An 18788-nucleotide genomic window follows, 5' to 3' on the forward strand; every position below is an offset into this window, starting at 1 on the left:
GCGGCCGCCGTCGGGCCGGGCCAGACCGAGGCCTCGTCGGCGACCAGCCACTGCGGCACCGGCCGCCCCGCCGCGAAGGCGCCCGGGGTGAGCAGGTAGACGGTGGCCCGGTCGGTCAGGTGCGGGGCCACGCTGTTGGAGGCCGCGACCACCGCACCGGCCGGCACCAGGTCCAGCGCCGCCCGCCCGGCCGCCGGCCGGTCCTGGTCGGTCCAGAACGAGGGCGCGCTCGCCCGGGCCAGCAGCAGCGGCCCGGACCGGACGGTGGCGACGCTGACCAGGGCCGCGACCGCGAGCAGCGCGGCGGGCAGCACGGCGGCCGTGCGGGGGTGTGCCCGGAGCCGGGCCAGGCCGTCCACCAGGGCCAGGAAGACCACCGGCATCAGCACCGCCGAGTAGTGGTGCGAGGTGCCCCAGTAGACCGTGTTCCCCGAGGCGAACCGCCAGGCCAGGGTGGGCAGGGCGACCAGCAGCAGCGGGCTGCGCACCGCGAGCAGGCCGGTCGGCAGCAGCAGCATCAGCACCGTGTTCGCCTTGGTGTCCAGCCCCTCGAACAGTCCGAAGGTGCCGGAGGAGGAGCTCAGGTAGCCGTACGCGCCGCTCGGGCTGAAGGCGGGCAGCACCACCAGCAGGACCAGCGCCATGGCCAGCGGCCCGCCCACGCACAGCGCCAGCCCGGCCCGCAGGTGACGGCGGATCAGCAGCACGCCGATCGCCGCCACGGTGATCCCCATGTCCTCCTTCACCAGCAGCAGCGCCGCCCCCCACCAGGCGCAGGCCACCCACCGGCCGTCCAGCCAGGCGGTCAGCGAGAGCGCCAACAGGGGTACGGCGAAGGCGACTTCGTGGAAGTCGAAGCCGATCAGCGACTGCAGCCCCCAGGCGCCGGCGTAGGCCAGCCCGAGGGCGGGGGCGCCCCGGAGGCCCCGGCGGGCCGCGCAGCCGGTGACCACCCCGGCGGAGAGCGCGACCAGCGCGGCCTGCACCACCAGCAGCAGCTCCACCCGCGGCAGCAGCGCGTACAGCGGGCCGAGCAGCGCCAGCACCGGGTGGAAGTGGTCGCCGAGCAGCGAAAAGGCCGTCAGGCCCGGTATGCCGTCGCTGCGCAGCTCCGAGGCCGGCAGCTCGCCGGCCGCGTAGTGGCGCACCGCCTGGCCGAAGATGCCCAGGTCGTAGCCGGTGGTCTCGAAGCGGGCGTGCAGCCGCAGCGCCACGGCCGCGTACACCGCGAAGACGCCCGCCCCGACCGCCCACGGGGCGGCCGCCCGCCGTATGCGCGGTGGCGCCGGCGGGAGCGGCGCGGTGGTGCGGGCGGTGGCGGTGGCCGTCGTCATCGGGGCGTTCTCCGGCGGGCTCGGGTACGGGAAGACCCCGACGCTCACACCGCGCCGCTGAAGCCTTCCTGAAGGACCCTGAAGACCGCTTCAGGGAGCGCCGCCGATGGTGTGGATACTGATCGAATGCGCTTGCTGGTGATCGAGGACGAGGAACGGCTGGCCGAGGCCCTCCGCCGCGGTCTGACCGCGGCGGGCTACGCCGTGGACGTGGAGCACGACGGGCGGGACGGCCTCTGGGCCGCGACCGAGCGCGGGTACGCGGCGATCGTGCTCGACGTGATGCTGCCCGGCCTGAACGGCTACCGGGTCTGCGACCGGCTGCGCCGGGCCGGGGTGGAGACCCCGATCCTCATGCTCACCGCCAAGAACGGCGAGTACGACGAGGCCGAGGCGCTGGACACCGGCGCCGACGACTACCTGGCCAAGCCGTTCTCCTACGTGGTGCTGGAGGCCCGGCTGCGCGCCCTGCTCCGCCGGGGCGGCTCGGGGAGGAGCCGGACGGTGCTGCGGATCGACGACCTCTGGCTCGACCGGACGGCCCGCACCTGCGGCCGCGGCGAGGAGCGGATCGAGCTGACGGCCAAGGAGTTCGCGGTGCTGGAGTGCCTGGCGCAGCGGGTCGACGAGGTGGTCCCGAAGATCGAGGTGGTCGACCAGGTCTGGGACGCCAACTACGAGGGGGACCTCAACATCGTGGAGGTGTACGTGAGTTCGCTGCGGCGGAAGATCGACGCGCCGTTCGGGCGGGAGACCATCACCACCGTGCGCGGGGTCGGGTACAAGCTGGTCGGCCGTGCGGCTGCCTGACGCTGCGACAGCGGGGGCCCGGTGGGTGCTGGCGTGGCTCCGGGAGCACCGGAAGGTGAGCGCCGCGCTGGCCACCGGGGCGGTGGCGGGCGCCCTGGTGCTGCTGTCGGTGGCGCCCCTGGTGATCGAGGGCGACCTGCGACCGCCGGAGGGCCTGGAGGCCCTGAGGGCGGTGAACCACTACGACCTGCTGCTCGGCCCGGCCGGTCTGCCCGGGCCGCTGGCCATGGGCGCGGCGGTGGCCGCCGCCGGTTGGGTGGCCGGCCGGTGGGCCGCCCCGGCCCGCCGGTGGCGGGCGGCCCTGCTGCCCGGGATCACCGCCGCCCTGCTGACCTGGGGCGACCTGCGCTGGCTGACCTCCTACGGCGCGCAGTACCCGTTCGTGATCGAGGCACTGGTCGACCTCGGCCCCCGGGTGGCCGTGCCGCAGTTCGCCGTGGTGGTCGCCCTGGTGACCCGGTTCGCCCTGGAGCCGCTCGGCCGGGACGCACCGCTGCGGGCCCGGTCCGCGCTGCTCGCCGGCGTCGCCGCCCTGGTGCCCACCCTGGTGATCTGGTCCATGGTGAAGGGGCTGGAGGAGCGGGGCACCGCGTCGTACGACCTGTTCGACATCACCTGGATGGCCGAGGCCGGGCTGCCCACCCTCGCCCTGGCCACCGGCACCACGGCCTGGCTGACGGCGGGCCGGGCGATGCGCCCGGTGGAGGCGATCCGGCGCGGGCTGGCCGAGTTGAGCGTCCGTTCGCTGGACGGCCGGGTGCCGGTGCCGCGCAGCGGGGACGAGCTGACCAGCCTGGCCCGGACCACCAACGAGGTGCTCGACCGGCTGGCGCGGTCCGCCGAGCGGCAGCGCCGCTTCGTCGGCGACGCCTCGCACGAGCTGCGCAGCCCGATCGCCAACCTCCGTGCCTCGCTGGAGGGTTCGCTCGCCCACCCGGAGGGGGTGGACTGGCCGGTGGCGGTCCGGGAGGCGGTCGGTGACATCCAGCGGCTGCAGCGGCTCACCGACGACCTGCTGCTGCTCAACCGCCTGGACGGCGGCGCGGCGGCCGGGCCTGCGGAGGGGCCGGTGCGCGGGCCGGTGGACCTGACCGGGCTGGTGCTCGACCTGGTCGAGGAGTACCGGCACCTGCCCCGGACGGCCGGGCTGCTGCTGACCGCCGAGACCGGCGGGCGGGCCGAAGTGACCGGCAGCGCCGTCCGGTTGGAGCGGCTGCTGCGCAACCTGCTGGACAACGCCTGCCGGCACGCCGGCGGCGCCGTCACCGTTCGGGTGGTGGTGGAGGAGCACGGCGCGGTCCGGCTGGAGGTGCGGGACGACGGCCCGGGCATCCCTGAGGCCGACCGGGAGCGGGTCTTCGAGCGGTTCACCCGGCTCGACGACGCCCGCACCCGCTCGGCCGGTGGCTCGGGCCTCGGCCTGGCCATCGCCCGGGAGATCGCCACCGGCCACGGCGGCAGCCTCGCGGTGGCCCCGGGTGCGGGCGGCGCCGTGCTCACCGCCCGCTTCCCGCAAGCGGGTTGAGAGCTCAGCCGAGCCCGGGGATCCGGCCGTTGCGGAACAGGTCGACGAAGATCTGGTGGTCCAGCCGGGCCCGGTCCCCGTAGGCGTGGGCGAAGTCCACCAGCATGTCGGCGAACTCCCCGCCCCGGCCGCCGATCGCGGCGTCGATGGCGTGCTCGGTGGAGAACGGCACCAGCCCGTGGCCGCTGGAGGAGACGTCGGCCGCCGCGTGCATCCCGGCGGTGGCCCGGCCCAGGTGGGTCACCACGTCCCGCAGGTCGGCCGGCTCGGTCAGGTCGCTCCAGTCCAGGTCCGAGGAGTACGGGGAGACCTCGGCGACCAGCATGCCCTCGCCCCGGAAGGTGGTCCAGCCCAGCCAGGGGTCGCTGTGCGCCTGCAGCGCGCGCTGCGAGATGACGGTGCGGTGGCCCTCGTGGGCGAAGAACTCGCGGATCGCCGGGTCCGTCACGTGGTGCGAGACGGCCGGGGTCTGACCCTGCTTCAGGTAGATGACGACGTCGTTCTCCAGCGCGTCGGTGTGGCCCTCCAGCAGCACGTTGTAGGAGGGCAGCCCGGCGCTGCCGATGCCGATGCCCCGGCGGCCCACCACGTCCTTCACCCGCAGCGCGTCCGGCCGGGTGCGGGTGGCCGGCGGCAGGGTGGCCAGGTACTGCTCGAAGGCGGTCAGCACTGCGGCCCGGGTCTCCTGGTCCAGTGGGATGGTGCCGCCGCCGGAGCGGAACCGGCGCTCGTACCCCTCGATCACGGTGTCCTGCTCCAGCAGCGCCACCCTGGTCTGCAGCCGGGCCCGGCGCAGGGTCTCCAGCAGCGGGCCCTCGGCGGTGTCCAGGGTGTACGCCTCGGCCTGGTCGCCGGCGGCCAGCGCGCCGATCCGCGCCCGGTAGGCGTCGGCGAAGGCGCGCACCAGCTCGGAGATGGTGCGGTCGGAGAGCGCCTTGGCGTAGCCGAGCAGGGCCAGGCTGGCGGCGAGGCGCTGGACGTCCCAGGTGAAGGCGCCGACGTAGGCCTCGTCGAAGTCGTTGACGTTGAAGACCAGCCGGCCCTCGGAGTTGAGGTAGGTGCCGAAGTTCTCCGCGTGCAGGTCGCCGTGGATCCAGACCCGGCTGGTCCGGGCGTCCAGGTACGGCGCGCCGTAGGCCTCGAACGGAGCCGTCGTCAGATCGGCGTAGTACAGCCCGGCGGTGCCCCGGTAGAAGGCGAAGGCGGAGGCGGCCATCTTGCGGAACTTCACCCGGAACGCGGCCGGGTCCTCGGCCAGCAGCCGGCCGAAGGCGGTGTCGAACACCCGCAGGATGGTCTCGGCCCGCTCGGGCTCGCGCTGGGCGGCGTTCTGCTGCTGCGGCATGCTGGGGCGTCCTCTGTGGTGCGTCGTCGGGTCCTGCTCGGGATGACGCCACAGTATGCGGACGGGTTCCCGCACGTCGGCCCCCGGTGGGTGACCGGGGGCCGACGCCGGGGTGAACGGAGCTCCGCGGGGGCGCTCAGGCCGCGGCGAGCACCGGGGTCTCGGCGGCCAGCGCCCGCCGCAGCAGCGCCGTGCGGCCCTGCGGGCCGTCAGCGCCGAGCACGGCGGCCAGGATCGCGATCCGGGCCTGCCCGGCCCGCAGCGTGCCGGTCGGCACCGCGCCGGCGGCGACCAGGTCCACCGCGCCGCCGTGGGTGTAGATCTCGGCCACCGGGCCGGACTCCACCCGGGTGGTGAGCGCCACCAGGACGCCCGCGGCGGTGGCCTCGGCGACCGCCTCGACGAACTCGGGGGTGGCGTTGCCCGCGCCGGTGGCGACCAGCACCACGCCCTGCGCGCCGGCCGCCAGCGCGGCCCGGAACAGCACCGGGTCGGCGTCCGAGTGGTGCATCACCAGGTCGACCCGGGGCGAGGTCTCCGGCAGCTCCGGCACCGCCAGCGGGGCGGGGCGCCGGGGCTGGCGGAGGATCACCGCGCTGCCGAAGCCGACGTCCCCGATCCGGTGGCCGGAGGGGTCGGCGAACGCGTCCGCCGCCAGGGTCCGCACCTTCACGGTGCCGCGGGCCGCGTGCACCCGGCCGTCGAAGACCACCAGCACGCCCAGGCCCCGCGCGGTGGCGGCGGTCAGCAGGGCGTCGTGCAGGTTCGCCGGCCCGTCGCCGTCGGCGGTGCCCATCGGCAGCTGCGCGCCGGTGAACACCACCGGGCGCGGGTCGTCGTGGTGCAGGTCGAGCAGGAAGGCCGACTCCTCCAGGGTGTCGGTGCCGTGGGTCACCACGATGCCGTCCACGCCCGGGTCGGCCAGCACCTCGTGCACGGTGCGCAGCAGCGTCAGCTGGTGACGGGTGGTCAGCCGAGGGCTGTTCACGCTGAACAGGTCGATGACCTCGATCTCCACGCCCTCCGGCACGGGGGCGGTCTCCATGACCTCCTCGCCGTGCGCGTCCGCCGCGTACCCCGATCCCTGCCAGCGGCTGGCGATGGTGCCACCGGTGCTGATCACGACGATCCGTGCCATGGCTGCCTCCTGGGCTGGGCTCGGCCGAAAGGGAATCGGCTGGAAAGGAGAGCAGCCCGGTCCCTGGCTGTTCGCCTGGGCCGGGCTGCCGTGTCGGTCTCCGCTGTGGCGGAACGCTCCTGGCAAGAATAAGCGAATCATCGCGCAATACGATCGCCAATTCTTGCCCGACCTGACGCGGACCGGGGCATAGGATTGCGCCATGGACCGCATCGACCGTGACATCTTGCGCGAGCTCCAGCGCGACGGCCGCCTCAGCAACCAGGAGCTGGCCCAGCGGGTCGGGCTCACCCCCTCGCCCTGCCTGCGCCGGGTCCGCCAGCTGGAGGAGGACGGCGTGATCGAGGGCTACCGCGCCGTGGTCAGCCCGGAGGCGGTGGGCCGGGGCTTCGAGGTGCTGGTCTCGGTCGAGGTCCGCCGCGAACGCGAGGCCGTCGAGGCCTTCGAGGCCGCCCTCCAGGACATCCCCGACGTGATCGAGGCCTACCGCCTCTTCGGCAGCCCCGGCTGCCTGCTGCGCATCGCCGTCGCCGACCTCAAGTCCTACGAACGCCTCTGGATCGAGAAGCTCACCACCCTCGCCGGCGTCACCGAGGTCAACTCCCAGATCATCATGAAACGCATCAAGGCCCCGGCCGGCCTGCCGGTCTCCGGCTGACCGCCCGGGGCCTCAAGAGCCCTGCTGCTAAAGGGCGTTGCTCCAGGCGGAGGGGCCGAGGAGGGTCTTGACCTCGGAGGCGAAGGCTCCGTTGTCGGGGTTGACCAGGAAGCCGAGCTCGAAGAGGACGTTCTTCTCGCGGGAGGTGGTGAGGAGGCGGACCGGGACGTCGCCGGGGTGGGAGCGCAGGGCGCTCTTGAACTCGGAGACCATCTCGGGGTTGACCCGGTTGGACGGGACGGTGATCAGGATCGGCGGCTTGCCGCCGTGTTCGGCGGAGGAGACGTCCAGGGTGGTGATCTCCTGGCCGAAGACGCTGAGTGCGCCGTCGCGTTCGTTGAGCCGGCCGCGGATCGAGATCACGTTGTCCTCGACCATCTGCTCCGACATCAGGTTGTAGGAGGCCGGGAAGAACAGCACCTCGACCGAGCCGTCGCGGTCGGCCAGGGTGATGATCGCCCAGGCGTTGCCGGCCTTGTTGATCCGGCGGTCGACGGCGGTGATCAGGCCGGCCAGGCGGACCTCGCCCTCGGTGCGGCCGGAGCCGAGGAGTTCGGCGATCGAGACGTCGCGGTTGCGGGCCAGGATGTGCTCGGCGCCGTCCAGCGGGTGGCTGGAGACGTACAGGCCGAGCATCTCCCGCTCCAGGGAGAGGAGTTGCTTGCGCGGCCACTCCTTCTCGGTGAGCTCGAAGTCCAGCCCGATGGTCGGGATGTCCTCGCCGTTGTCCATCGCGCCGAACAGGTCGTCCTGGCCGATCGCCTGCTGCTTCTTGACGCCGGTGACGGCGTCGATCGCGTTCTCGTGCACCGAGTTGAGCGAGAGTCGGGAGTGGCCGAGCGAGTCGAAGCCGCCGGCCTTGATCAGGGAGTCGACGGTGCGCTTGTTGCACACCACCAGCTCGACCTTGTCCAGGAAGTCCGCGAAGGAGGCGTACTTCCCCTTCTCCTTGCGGGTGTTGACCAGCGACTCGATGACCGGGACGCCGACGTTGCGGACGGCCTTGAGGCCGAAGCGGACGTCGGTGCCGACGGCGGTGAAGTCGACCACCGACTCGTTGACGTCGGGGGAGAGGATCTTGATGCCCATCGCCCGGCACTCGGCCAGGTAGACGGCCATCTTGTCCTTGTCGTCCGCGACCGAGGTGAGCAGGGCGGCCATGTACTCGGCGGGGTAGTTCGCCTTGAGGTAGGCCGTCTGGTAGGAGACCAGGCCGTACGCGGCGGAGTGCGATTTGTTGAACGCGTAGCCGGCGAACGGGACCAGCACGTCCCAGACCGCCTGGATCGCCGCGTCCGAGTAGCCGCGCTCCTTGCAGCCCGCGTGGAAGGGGACGAACTCCTTCTCCAGGACCTCCTTCTTCTTCTTGCCCATCGCGCGGCGGAGCAGGTCGGCCTGTCCGAGGCTGTAGCCGGCCAGCACCTGGGCGGCTCGCTGCACCTGCTCCTGATAGACGATCAGGCCGTAGGTGGGGCCGAGGACCTCCTTGAGCGGCTCCTCCAGCTCGGGGTGGATCGGCAGGATCTCCTGCTGCCCGTTCTTGCGGAGCGCGTAGTTGGTGTGCGAGTTCATGCCCATCGGGCCGGGCCGGTACAGCGCCGAGACGGCGGAGATGTCGGCGAACTCGGTGGGCTTCATCAGCCGCAGCAGGGCGCGCATGGGGCCACCGTCGAGCTGGAAGACGCCGAGCGTGTCGCCCCGGGCCAGCATCTGGTAGGTGGTCGGGTCGTCGATCGGGATCTTCTCGATGTCGACGTCCGTGCCCCGGTTGGACTTGATGATCTTGAGGCAGTGGTCGATGATGCCCAGGTTCCGCAGACCCAGGAAGTCCATCTTGATCAGGCCCATGGCTTCGCACGACGGGTAGTCGAAGCCGGTGATGATCACGCCGTCCTTGTCCCGCTTGTGCAGCGGGATCAGTTCCAGCAGCGGCGTGGAGGAGAGGATGACCGCCGCGGCGTGCACGCCGGTGCCGCGGATCAGGCCCTCGATGCCCAGGCCGGTGTCGATGATCTTCTTCACGTCCGGCTCGTTGCCGTACATGTTCCGGATCTCGGTGCCCTCGTTGTAGCGAGGGTGCTTCTCGTTGAACAGGTCGGCGAGCGGGACGCCCTTGCCCATCACGTCCGGCGGCATCGCCTTGGTGATCCGGTCGCCCATCGCGAACGGGTAGCCCAGGATGCGGTTGGCGTCCTTCACGGCCGCCTTGGCCTTGATGGTGCCGAAGGTGTTCACCTGGGCGGTGTACGCCTCGCCGTACTTGTCGGTGACGTAGCGCACCATCTGGTCGCGCTGGCGGTCGTCGAAGTCGATGTCGACGTCCGGGGGGTTGATGCGCTCGGGGTTCAGGAACCGCTCGAAGAGCAGGTCGTGCTCCAGCGGGTCGAGCTGGGTGATGCCGGTGAGGTACGACACCATCGAGCCGGCCGCCGACCCACGGCCGGGGCCGACCGAGATCCCGTTGTCCCGCCCGTACTGGCAGATGTCGGCGACCACGAGGAAGTACGCGTCGAAGCCCATCGGGGAGATGACGCCCATCTCCAGCTCGATCCGGTCCAGCACCTCCTGGCTGGGGTTGTCCCCGTACCGGCGCTGCACGCCCTCGGCGATCTTCTTGCGCAGGTACGAGGCCTGCGTCTCGCCCTCGGGCACGTCGAACTGCGGCATCCGGTCGACGTAGGTGAAGACCTCGTCGTACGGCTCGATCCGGGAGGCGATCTCCAGGGTGTTCCGGCAGGCCTCGGGGAGGTCGCGGAACAGCTCCTGCATCTCCTCGGGGGTCTTGATGTAGTAGCCGGAGCCGTTGAACTTGAAGCGGTTCGGGTCGTCCTTGTTCTTGCCCACGCCGACGCAGAGCAGGCTGTCGTGGGCGTCGGCCTGATCGGCCGTCACGTAGTGCGAGTCGTTGGTGGCCAGCAGCGGGATGTCCAGTTGCTTGGCCAGGCGGAGCAGGCCGTCCCGGACGTCGCGCTCGATGGACAGGTCGTGGTCCATCAGCTCCAGGAAGTAGTTCTCCCGGCCGAAGATCTGCTGGTAGGCGTCGGCGGCCTTGACGGCCTCCTCGTACTGGCCGAGCCGGAGCCTGGTCTGCACCTCGCCGGAGGGGCAGCCGGTGGTGGCGATGATCCCGGCGGCGTTCGCGGCGATCAGCTCGCGGTCCATCCGGGGCTTCATGTAGTAGCCCTCCATCGACGCGAGCGAGGAGAGCTTGAAGAGGTTGCGCAGGCCGGTGGCGTTCTGCGCCCACATGGTCATGTGGGTGTACCGGCCACCACCGGAGACGTCCTTGCCGCCCTCGCCGTCCGCGCTCACCTCGCGCTTGCCGCCCGGGGCCCAGAAGACCGGCTTCTTCTCGAAGCGGGAGCCGGGGGCGACGTAGGCCTCGATGCCGATGATCGGGGTGACGCCGTCGAACTTCTTCGAGGTCTGGAAGAACTCGTACGCGCCGAACATGTTCCCGTGGTCGCTCATCGCGATCGCGGGCATGCCTTGCTTGGCCACCTCACCGAACAGCTTCCCGTTCTTCGCAGCTCCGTCGAGCATCGAGTACTCGGTGTGGACATGCAGGTGAACAAAGCTGTCGGCCACGGTGGGACGGCTCCTCAGGCTAGACGGAAGACCCCACCCTAGCGCGGTCCGCAGACGGTCGCGGTCACCGTCACGGAGCGTCTTCGACCCCTCCACGGAGGTCCTCGGGGAGGGCCTCGCGGACCGCCGCGGTGAAGGCCGCGACGGCCGGATGGCGGCCCGCGCCGGCCCGGAAGGCGGTCCTGGTGCGGCGGGCCATCGGCAGCCTGGTGAGGTGCACGCCGGGGGGTGCGGGGGAGGCGCCGAGGTGCGGGACGAGGGCCACCCCCTGGCCCACCGCGACCAGCGCGAGCACCGTCGCGAAGTCGTCGATCTGATGGGCGATCAGCGGGGTGAAGCCGGAGGCCTGGCAGGCCCGGACCACCATGGTGTGGCAGAGCGTGCCGTGCGGCGAGACGATCCACCGGCCGTCCCGGTGGTCCGCGATCGCTCCCGGCGCGGGCGCGGCCAGGTACATCGGCTCGGTGAACAGCGGCTCCGCCGCCAGCCCCGGCTCCGGGTCGGCCGGCACGAAGTCGTACTCGTGCACCAGCGCCACGTCCAGCTCCCCGGCCCGCAGCATCGCCGAGACCAGCGCCGGGTCCACCTCCGTCACCATCGGGACCAGCCCGGGGTGCTCGCGCGCCAGCGCGGCCAGCGCGCCGGGGACGATCGCCCGGGCCGCCGACGGATAGGTGCCGATCCGCAGCGGGCCCGCCAACCCCCGTCTGGCGTCGGCCAGTTCGGCCGAGGCCTGCTCCAGCCGCTCCAGCACCGCCTCGGCGTGCCGGACCAGGTTCAGCCCGGCCGGGGTGAGCGCCACCCGGCGGCCGGTGCGCTCCAGCAGCGGCACGCCCGCCTCCCGCTCCAGCGCCGAGAGCTGCTGGGAGACCGCCGAGGCGCTGAAGGCCAGCGATTCGGCGACGGCGGCGATGGTGCCGCGGTGGGCGAGTTCACGGAGCAGCCGGAGGCGGCGGACGTCGAGCACAAGCTGAGCTTACGCAAAGCCTCGGAAATCAGAACTGGACCTGATGGTACGTCGGGGGAGAGGCTCGACGGCATGGAACTCCACGGCATCCACGTCCCCCTGGTCACCCCCTTCGAGGCCGACGGCACCCTCGCCTTGGACGCCCTCGACCGGCTGGCCCGGGAGGCGCTCGCCGAGGGCGCGGCCGGGCTGGTCGCGCTCGGCACCACCGCCGAGGTGGCCACCCTGGACGAGGACGAGAAGCTGGCCGTGGTCGAGGTCTGCGCCAAGGCCGCCCGTGACCACGGCGCCGTGCTCACCGTCGGCACCGGCGGCAACGACACCCGCCGCACGGTCGCCGCGCTCGGCGAGCTGGCCGGGGTGGCCGACGCCGCGCTGGTCACCGTCCCGGCCTTCACCCGGCCCGGCGCGGCGGGCGCCCTGGCGCACTTCGAGGCGCTGGCGGCGGGCAGCCCGGTGCCGCTGATCGTCTATCACATCCCCTACCGCACCGGGCAGGCGCTGGACGCGGACGCGCTGCGCCGGATCGGCGCGCTGGAGGGCGTGGCCGGGGTGAAGTACGCCGCGGGCGGCATCGACGGCGAGACCGTCGCGCTGCTCGGCGACCTGCCGCCCGGCTTCGCGGTGCTGGCCGGGGACGACCCGTTCCTGCTGCCGCTGCTCGCGCTCGGCGCCACCGGCGGCATCCTGGCCTCGGCCCACCTGGCCACCGGCTCCTTCGCGGAGTTCACCGGCACCCGGGAGCGCGCGCTCGGCCTGCGGCTGGCCCGGCTCTCGGCGGCCTGCTTCGCCGAGCCCAACCCGACCGTGATCAAGGGCGTGCTGCACGCCCAGGGCCGCATCCCGACCCCGGACGTCCGGCTCCCGCTGCTCCCGGCCGGGCCGGAGTCGGTGGCCGCCGCGCTGGCCGCCCTGGCGGCGGTCACGGCCTGACGGGCTCCGACGGCGACCGGCGGCCTGACGAGGTATGAGCTGACCCGGTATCGGGTTTTCGGCCGGACGGATTCTTCCAGCCCCGCGGTCCGGCCACCGGCGAATCCGGGGCGGCCGGACACTGCGGCCGCCGGTTTTCCGCTCCGGCGCCCCGGCTGCCCGCCCACCCAGTGGAACACCGTCCCACCGCACCCGTCCGACCAGGCATGATGGGCGGAGTGTGCGGACTTCTGATCGAGCACAACACAGGAGGAGTATCCCGATGAGGATCGGCATCGTTGGCGCCACCGGCCAGGTCGGTGGAGTGGTTCGCGGCATTCTGGCGGAGCGGAAGTTCCCGGTGACGGAGCTGCGGCTGTTCGCCTCGGCCCGTTCGGCCGGCAAGACGCTGCCGTGGCAGGACGGCGAGGTCACCGTCGAGGACGCCGAGACCGCCGACTACTCCGGCCTGGACATCGTGATCTTCTCGGCCGGTGGCTCCACCGCCAAGGCGCTGGCCCCCAAGGTCGCCGCGGCCGGCGCCGTGGTGATCGACAACTCCTCGGCCTGGCGCCGTGACCCCGAGGTCCCGCTGGTGGTCTCCGAGGTCAACCCGGACGCGATCGCGAACCGCCCCAAGGGCATCATCGCCAACCCGAACTGCACCACCATGGCCGCCATGCCGGTGCTGCGCCCGCTGCACGACGAGGCCGGCCTGACCGCGCTGGTCGCCACCACCTACCAGGCCGTCTCCGGCTCCGGCCTGGCCGGCGTCGCCGAGCTGCACCGCCAGGCCTGCGAGATCGCCGAGAAGGCCGACCAGCTGGCCTTCGACGGCGAGGCCGTCCAGGTCACCAACCCGGGCGTCTACCAGCGTCCGATCGCCTTCAACGTGGTGCCGCTCGCGGGCAACCTGGTGGACGACGGCTCCTTCGAGACCGACGAGGAGCAGAAGCTCCGTCACGAGTCCCGCAAGATCCTCGGCATCCCGGAGCTCAAGGTCTCCGGCACCTGCGTGCGCGTCCCGGTCTTCTCCGGCCACTCGCTCCAGGTGAACGCCCGCTTCGACTCCCCGATCAGCGTCGAGCGCGCGTACGAGCTGCTCGCCGAGGCCCCGGGCGTGGAGCTCTCCGAGATCCCCACCCCGCTCCAGGCGGCCGGCAAGGACCCGTCCTACGTCGGCCGGATCCGGGTGGACGAGACGGTGGAGAACGGCCTCGCGCTGTTCCTCTCCAACGACAACCTGCGCAAGGGCGCGGCGCTGAACGCGGTCCAGATCGCCGAGCTGGTCGCCGCCGAGCTCCAGGCCTGACGTCCCGTCATGGCCCCCGTCGTGATGCCGGTCAGCCGACGCTGACCGGCATCACGCGCGAGAGCGCCTCCCCGGCCCAGGTGTCGCCGGGGTAGTACCACTGGTAGGCCCCGGACTCGGTCGCCGGGACGGTCGCGTCGAGCGACCCGTCCGGCTGCGGGTAGGACTCCGTGACGGTGGTCCAGACGTCGCTCCAGGCCGGGCGGAACTGGAGGCGGACGCTTCCGCCGGGGTAGGCGTGGTACCGCTGGTCCTGCCAGGAGGCCCGCTCCAGCCGGCCGGTGACCTTCAGCTCCTCGCCGGGCGCGACCCGCTCGGGGACCCCGCCGATGTCCAGGCGGGTGGCCTGCTTGATCGAGAAGCCGCCGGCCGTCTGGTTCACGTACCGGTCCCCGTCCCTGGCCCGCACCTTGAGGTCCACGAACCAGGTGCCGGCCTCGTCGTCGTAGATCTCCCGCCGGGTCGGACGGACCGTCACCGTCCCCCGGCAGGTGGAGGAGGGGCCCTGCGCCGTGCACTCCAGCGGGCTGACCCCGAGCACCCCGTAGCGCGGCCCCCAGACCCCGATCGGGCCGACCGAGGCGATCCCCGAGCCGTCACGGGCCGTCAGCACCAGCGGCACCGTGGCCCCTTCGGAGATGCCGAGCACGATCGGCCGCCCGTCGTTGACCGAGATCGCGGTCACTGCGGTGTCGCCGCGCGAGCCGTCCACGCCGACCTTCGGGGCCAGCAGCACGGCCCCCGCGGCCAGGGCCGTCACCAGGTACAGCGCGACTCGGGTCTTCCGCATGATCGTTCCAGTATGACCGGGCCGGGCGCGGCCGCCGGTGAGGCGGCCCGCGACGCGGCCGGAGGTTCGCCGGGCGATCGGGGGGTAAAGAGTGCCCACCGGCGGTGCGAGTCCGATCGCCGGCCCGCTGCCGGAGTGGGCCCCCACAGTCTTCATCCCGCCCGGCGGCCTTCGGAGGGAAGTGGTGTGGAGTGGACCGCTGCGTCGTCCTGGTGGACGCCGGATACCTGCTGGGTGCGACGGCCAACCTGCTGACCGGCCAGCCGAGCCGGGCCCGGCTGACGGTCGATCACGCCGGGCTGGCCACCGCGCTGGCGGAACGGGCCGAGGCCGAGACCGGGCTGCCGCTGCTGCGGATCTACTGGTTCGACGCCGCCCCCGACCGCCGCTCGCTTCCCGAACACCGGCGGCTGCGCAGCCTCCCCCGGGTCACCGTCCGGCTCGGCGCGCTGACCCGGGCCGAGGGGCGCTGGGTGCAGAAGGGCGTGGACGCGGCGATGCACGCCGAGCTCACCGAGCTCGCCCACAACCGGGCCTGCGCCGACCTGGTGCTGCTCAGCGGCGACGGCGACCTGCTGCCCGGCATGGTCTGCGCCAAGGAGCACGGCGTGGTGGTGCACCTGTGGGCGGTGCAGCCGGTGGACCACGACTTCAACCAGTCCGAGGACCTGGTCTCCGAGGCCGACGAACGGCAGGTGCTGGACCGGGCCTTCGTCGAGCGCTGGGCCCAGTCGCGCGAACTCCCGGCCTCGGTCCAGCTCCCGCTCTCGGCGGCGGCCCCCGCGGTGCCCGACGAGGCGTCACCCGCCGGCGTCCCGGAGCCGGACGCCCCGGACCAGGACGCTCCCGCCGCCGCGGTGCGGCCCGGTCCGGCCGGCCTACGGGTGGTCCCGACCCCGCGCGACCTGGCCGTGCGGCCGGCCCCGGGCATGCCGCCCGCCCTGGTGCTCCGCTGGTCCTCCGACCGTCTCGCGGCCGCGTCCGCCACGGTCCCGGTCGGCCCGCCCACCCTGGCCGAGCTCACCGGCCCCGAGCAGCGCTGGGCCGACCGCGAGGAGGACTCCGCCTCGGCGCCCGCCGACGCCGAGGCGGTGGGCCGCCGCTTCGCCGTCCGCTGGCTCTCCCGGCTGGGCGCGGACACCGTCCTCACCCGCCTCTGGGCCGACCACCCGCGCATCCCGCACCGCCTGGACGCCGAACTGCTGCGCTACGCCGCCCGGTTCGGCCTGCTCGCCGCCCGCGACGACCAGATCGACGAGGAGCACCGCTACGCCATCCGGGCCGGCTTCTGGGACGCCTTCGCCGAGGCGGTGCCCCGCCCCGGCCTGGCGGTCGCCCAGGACTGACGGCAGGTCAGGGGCGGCGGCGGGTCAGCCGGTCTCCTCCCGCCGGCTGGCCTGCCACTCGGGTGCCTCCGGGTCCTCCCGGAACTCCAGCAGGTGCTGCCCGGCGAACCGCGCCAGGGCGGTCCTGACCTCGGCGGGCGTGACGTAGAAGAACTCGCGGCGCAGGTTCACCCGGTTCACCCGCCGGTCCTCGAACTCCTGGTGCAGCTGCCGCTCCAGGCCGACCGCGTCCTCGCTGAAGATCAGCGCGTGCACGTCGAAGCGGAACGGCACGGAGGCGTCGCCCAGTTCGTTCACCCGGTCCATCGGGTCGAGGCGCCTGGTCATCCCGATCTTGACCATGCGTTCGCCGAACGCGCCCACGTTGGAGATCACGTAGACGTACCCGGCCCGGGCGTTGGCCTCCCGGGCGTCCACCGCGGCGAACTCGCCCTCGATCTCGGCCAGCTTCCCCTCCAGCTCGGCCACCGCGGCCGGGTCGGCGGAGCCGCCGGAGCGCAGCCGCTGGAGGGCGCTCTCGTAGTGGCGCCGCTCCTTGTCCAGGCGGGACCGCTCCCGCTCCAGCTCCTTGAGCAGGCGCTCCTCCTCGCGCTGGCGCTCGCGCAGCTCCCGGCGCTGCTCCTTCTCCTCCTCCTGCTTGACCAGATGATCCGCCGTCAGCTCCAGCTCGCGCACCCGGAGGCGGTGGTAGTCGTCGCCGATCCGGATCTGCATCGTGGCACCCAGGCGGGCGATGGTCTGCCGGGTCTTCTCCAGACGGTCCGTCATGGAGCCGAGCCGGTGCGGGCGCATCGAACGCACCGCGCTGTCCGCCTCGGCGTTGTAGGCGCGGAGCATCAGCTTGGAGAAGTCCCGGACCATCTTCTGGCCCTCGGCGAGCGAGCCGTTCACCTGCCAGCCGGTGGCCGCGAGCACCGCGCGCTCGCCCTTGGCCATCGCCTTGACGTGGTCCTTCAACCGCTCCAGCTCGGCCTTGTACGCCACCGCGTCGGCCAGCGGGTGGCGGTACTCGTAGATCCCGGCCTCCTGGAGCATGGCCGCGTCCTCGGTCCGCACGACGACCTGGTGCAGCTGCCCCAGCCGCTGCTCCGCCTGGAGCGCCTGCCCCTCGGCCGCGGCCGTCCGGCGGGCCAGCTCCTCGTACTCCCGGTGCCCGTCGGCGAGCGCCCGCGCGGTCTGCTCGGCGGCCAGCTCGGCCTTGGCCTCCAAGGCCTCGTCGGCCTCGGCGTAGGCGGCGCGCAGCCGCTCGGTCGCCAGCACCAGCCCGGCCGCGTCCTGGCCCTGGACCTCGGCCAGCTGCCGGTGCAGCGCGGCCGCCTCGGCCTGGACCCGGGCCAGCTCGCCGGTGAGCCGCTCGACCTCGCCCTCCGCCTGCCGGCGCCGCCGGCCGAACAGCGGGCCCTTGGCGTCTCCGCCGGCCGTGGCGGGCGTGGCGGGAGCGGCGGGCGCGGCCCCGGTCGGGGTCGGCCACGCGGGGGGCTGCGGCTGCGGGTACGCGGCCGGGGCCGGGGTGGGCCAGGCGGTGGTCGCGGGGGAGGGGAAGGCGAGGGTCGGGTCGGCGGTCGGGACCCAGAGCGCCCAGCCGGGTGGAAGCGGGGGCCAGGACGGGTCCGGCTGCCACCCCTCCGGCGGGTGCCAGCCCGCCGGAGGCTGCGGCCAACTGGGCGGCGGGTTGAACCGGAGGGACAACGCGAACTCCTTGATCGTTTCGATGCGGCGTACCAAGACTGCACCGTGGCGACACCCGGTCGGACGTGCGCGGACCGTTCGTTATCAGGCCGATACGGGCGGCTCGGCGGTCGTCCGGGTACGGCCCCCCGGCGGACCTGACGGAGTCGTATGGGGCCCCTTGTCCGGTTGGTCCGGGGCAGCGCGTAGAGTCTTCGTCCGTGAGCGACACCGACCGGCGGGCACCACGGCCCACGCCGCAAGGCGCACTCGGCGGTCCCGGCCACCCGGCCGGGCAGTGCTGCACCGTCCGGGACCTTGCCAAGAGCTACCGCAGCAAGGCGGGCGAGATCCGGGCCAACGACGGGATCTCGCTCGATGTCCGGCGCGGCGAGGTGTTCGGGCTGCTCGGCCCGAACGGCGCCGGCAAGTCCACCCTGGTGCGCCAGCTCACCGGGCTGCTCCGCCCCGACCGCGGCTCGATCGAGATCCTCGGCCACGACATCGTCCGCCACCCCGACCGGGCCGCCCGGCTGCTCGGCTACCTGGGCCAGGAGTCCACGGCGCTGGACGAGCTGACGGTGGCCCTGGCCGCCGAGACCACCGGACGGCTGCGCGGCCTGAGCCGGGCCGAGGCCCGGAGCGAGACCGCCGAGGTGCTGGCCGAGCTCGGCCTGGAGGCCATCGCGGCCCGCCCGCTGGCCAAGCTGTCGGGCGGTCAGCGGCGGCTGGCCTGCTTCGCCGCCGTGCTGGTGGGGGAGCGTCCGCTGCTGGTGCTGGACGAACCCACCAGCGGGATGGACCCGGTGGCCCGCCGCGCGGTCTGGTCCGCGGTGGACCGCCGCCGTGCCGAGCGCGGCACCACGGTCCTGCTGGTGACCCACAACGTGATCGAGGCCGAGACCGTGCTCGACCGGGTCGCGGTGGTGGACGAGGGCCGGATCATCGCCTGTGACACGCCCGGCGGCCTCAAGGCCCTGGTGGACGGCGACGTCCGGCTGGACCTGGTCTGGCGCACCGAGGCCCCGATGGAGGTGCCCGCCGTCGCCGAACTGGCCGCCCGGGCCGTCCGCACCGGCCGCCGCTGGACCGTCCGCACCACCCCCGACGAGGCCCGCGAACTGGTCGCCGCCGTCACCACCGGCCCCGCCTTCGCCGCCCTGGACGACTTCACCCTGGCCACCCCGAGCCTGGAGGACGCCTACCTCAAGCTCGGCGGCCGGAACGAGGGGCTGGCCCGGTGAACCCCTCCCACGACCACCTGACGACCCGTGACGGCCTCACGTCCCGTGGCCACCTGACGACCCGTGACCACCGCCCCGGAGGGCAGCCCCGGTGACCGTGCTCGACGTACCCCTGACGGTGGCCAAGTCCGCCCCGGCCGAGGCCCCGCTG

14 protein-coding genes are annotated in these 18788 nt (G+C 73.3%); 7 read left to right on the forward strand and 7 right to left on the reverse strand.

The genetic code is table 11. The annotated features are described in order from the left end of the window. Positions 1 to 1334, reverse strand: a 1334-nt coding sequence (locus tag ACZ6ZR_RS11950) for a DUF2079 domain-containing protein (RefSeq protein ID WP_465641946.1), incomplete at its 3' end; no start/stop codon positions are given. Positions 1335 to 1460: 126 nt separating this feature from the next. Here ACZ6ZR_RS11950 and ACZ6ZR_RS11955 point away from each other — a divergent pair. Both ACZ6ZR_RS11955 and ACZ6ZR_RS11960 read left to right on the forward strand, forming a co-directional pair. Further along, the gene (locus ACZ6ZR_RS11955; protein ID WP_465641947.1) at positions 1461 to 2144 is read left to right on the forward strand and encodes a response regulator; all 684 of its coding nucleotides are present in this window, start codon (positions 1461 to 1463) and stop codon (positions 2142 to 2144) included. Positions 2145 to 2199: 55 nt separating this feature from the next. Then, positions 2200 to 3669 carry a sensor histidine kinase gene (locus tag ACZ6ZR_RS11960; protein WP_465641948.1) on the forward strand — a complete coding sequence of 490 codons (1470 nt, stop codon included), beginning with the start codon at positions 2200 to 2202 and terminating at the stop codon, positions 3667 to 3669. Positions 3670 to 3673: 4 nt separating this feature from the next. Here the strand turns inward: ACZ6ZR_RS11960 and ACZ6ZR_RS11965 are convergent, their stop codons facing one another. Both ACZ6ZR_RS11965 and ACZ6ZR_RS11970 read right to left on the reverse strand, forming a co-directional pair. After that, entirely contained in the window at positions 3674 to 5014 is a 1341-nt protein-coding gene (locus tag ACZ6ZR_RS11965; protein ID WP_465641949.1) for a DUF2252 domain-containing protein, read from the reverse strand. A 136-nt stretch (positions 5015 to 5150) separates the two neighbouring features. Then, complete coding sequence (locus ACZ6ZR_RS11970) at positions 5151 to 6152, reverse strand: asparaginase (RefSeq protein ID WP_465641950.1); 1002 nt, start codon at positions 6150 to 6152, stop codon at positions 5151 to 5153. 202 nt (positions 6153 to 6354) lie between these two features. Here ACZ6ZR_RS11970 and ACZ6ZR_RS11975 point away from each other — a divergent pair, with 202 nt between their 5' ends. Continuing rightward, the gene (locus ACZ6ZR_RS11975; RefSeq protein WP_465641951.1) at positions 6355 to 6810 is read left to right on the forward strand and encodes an Lrp/AsnC family transcriptional regulator; all 456 of its coding nucleotides are present in this window, start codon (positions 6355 to 6357) and stop codon (positions 6808 to 6810) included. 27 nt (positions 6811 to 6837) lie between these two features. On the opposite strand, the gene dnaE is transcribed toward ACZ6ZR_RS11975, so the two are convergent. Both dnaE and ACZ6ZR_RS11985 read right to left on the reverse strand, forming a co-directional pair. Further along, on the reverse strand, positions 6838 to 10398 hold the full coding sequence (gene dnaE, locus ACZ6ZR_RS11980; protein ID WP_465641952.1) for a DNA polymerase III subunit alpha: 3561 nt from the start codon (positions 10396 to 10398) through the stop codon (positions 6838 to 6840). A gap of 70 nt (positions 10399 to 10468) precedes the next feature. Continuing rightward, positions 10469 to 11365: a LysR family transcriptional regulator gene (locus tag ACZ6ZR_RS11985; RefSeq protein WP_465641953.1), complete on the reverse strand. Its 897-nt coding sequence runs from the start codon at positions 11363 to 11365 to the stop codon at positions 10469 to 10471. Between the two features lie 72 nt (positions 11366 to 11437). Here ACZ6ZR_RS11985 and ACZ6ZR_RS11990 point away from each other — a divergent pair, with 72 nt between their 5' ends. After that, the gene (locus ACZ6ZR_RS11990) at positions 11438 to 12298 is read left to right on the forward strand and encodes a dihydrodipicolinate synthase family protein (RefSeq protein WP_465641954.1); all 861 of its coding nucleotides are present in this window, start codon (positions 11438 to 11440) and stop codon (positions 12296 to 12298) included. Positions 12299 to 12560: 262 nt separating this feature from the next. Next, positions 12561 to 13589, forward strand: coding sequence for an aspartate-semialdehyde dehydrogenase (locus ACZ6ZR_RS11995; protein WP_465641955.1), 1029 nt, complete (start codon positions 12561 to 12563; stop codon positions 13587 to 13589). A gap of 31 nt (positions 13590 to 13620) precedes the next feature. Here ACZ6ZR_RS11995 and ACZ6ZR_RS12000 read toward each other — a convergent pair whose 3' ends face one another. Next, positions 13621 to 14379, reverse strand: coding sequence for a hypothetical protein (locus ACZ6ZR_RS12000; protein WP_465641956.1), 759 nt, complete (start codon positions 14377 to 14379; stop codon positions 13621 to 13623). Positions 14380 to 14570: 191 nt separating this feature from the next. Here ACZ6ZR_RS12000 and ACZ6ZR_RS12005 point away from each other — a divergent pair, with 191 nt between their 5' ends. Continuing rightward, entirely contained in the window at positions 14571 to 15725 is a 1155-nt protein-coding gene (locus ACZ6ZR_RS12005; protein WP_465641957.1) for an NYN domain-containing protein, read from the forward strand. 24 nt (positions 15726 to 15749) lie between these two features. Here the strand turns inward: ACZ6ZR_RS12005 and ACZ6ZR_RS12010 are convergent, their stop codons facing one another. Continuing rightward, entirely contained in the window at positions 15750 to 17414 is a 1665-nt protein-coding gene (locus tag ACZ6ZR_RS12010; protein ID WP_465641958.1) for an SNIPE associated domain-containing protein, read from the reverse strand. Positions 17415 to 17743: 329 nt separating this feature from the next. Here ACZ6ZR_RS12010 and ACZ6ZR_RS12015 point away from each other — a divergent pair, with 329 nt between their 5' ends. Further along, positions 17744 to 18637: an ABC transporter ATP-binding protein gene (locus ACZ6ZR_RS12015; RefSeq protein ID WP_465642031.1), complete on the forward strand. Its 894-nt coding sequence runs from the start codon at positions 17744 to 17746 to the stop codon at positions 18635 to 18637. Positions 18638 to 18788: the final 151 nt, after the last annotated feature.

The organism is Kitasatospora sp. NPDC088742, from assembly GCF_055584905.1.

Excerpts from the sequence above, each read along its gene's own strand:
- ACZ6ZR_RS12000 (WP_465641956.1), bottom strand. The coding sequence starts at position 14,379 with ATGCGGAAGACCCGAGTCGCGCTGTACCTGGTGACGGCCCTGGCCGCG.
- ACZ6ZR_RS11965 (WP_465641949.1), bottom strand. The coding sequence starts at position 5,014 with ATGCCGCAGCAGCAGAACGCCGCCCAGCGCGAGCCCGAGCGGGCCGAG.
- ACZ6ZR_RS11970 (WP_465641950.1), bottom strand. The coding sequence starts at position 6,152 with ATGGCACGGATCGTCGTGATCAGCACCGGTGGCACCATCGCCAGCCGC.
- ACZ6ZR_RS11995 (WP_465641955.1), top strand. The coding sequence starts at position 12,561 with ATGAGGATCGGCATCGTTGGCGCCACCGGCCAGGTCGGTGGAGTGGTT.
- ACZ6ZR_RS11975 (WP_465641951.1), top strand. The coding sequence starts at position 6,355 with ATGGACCGCATCGACCGTGACATCTTGCGCGAGCTCCAGCGCGACGGC.
- ACZ6ZR_RS11990 (WP_465641954.1), top strand. The coding sequence starts at position 11,438 with ATGGAACTCCACGGCATCCACGTCCCCCTGGTCACCCCCTTCGAGGCC.
- ACZ6ZR_RS11955 (WP_465641947.1), top strand. The coding sequence starts at position 1,461 with ATGCGCTTGCTGGTGATCGAGGACGAGGAACGGCTGGCCGAGGCCCTC.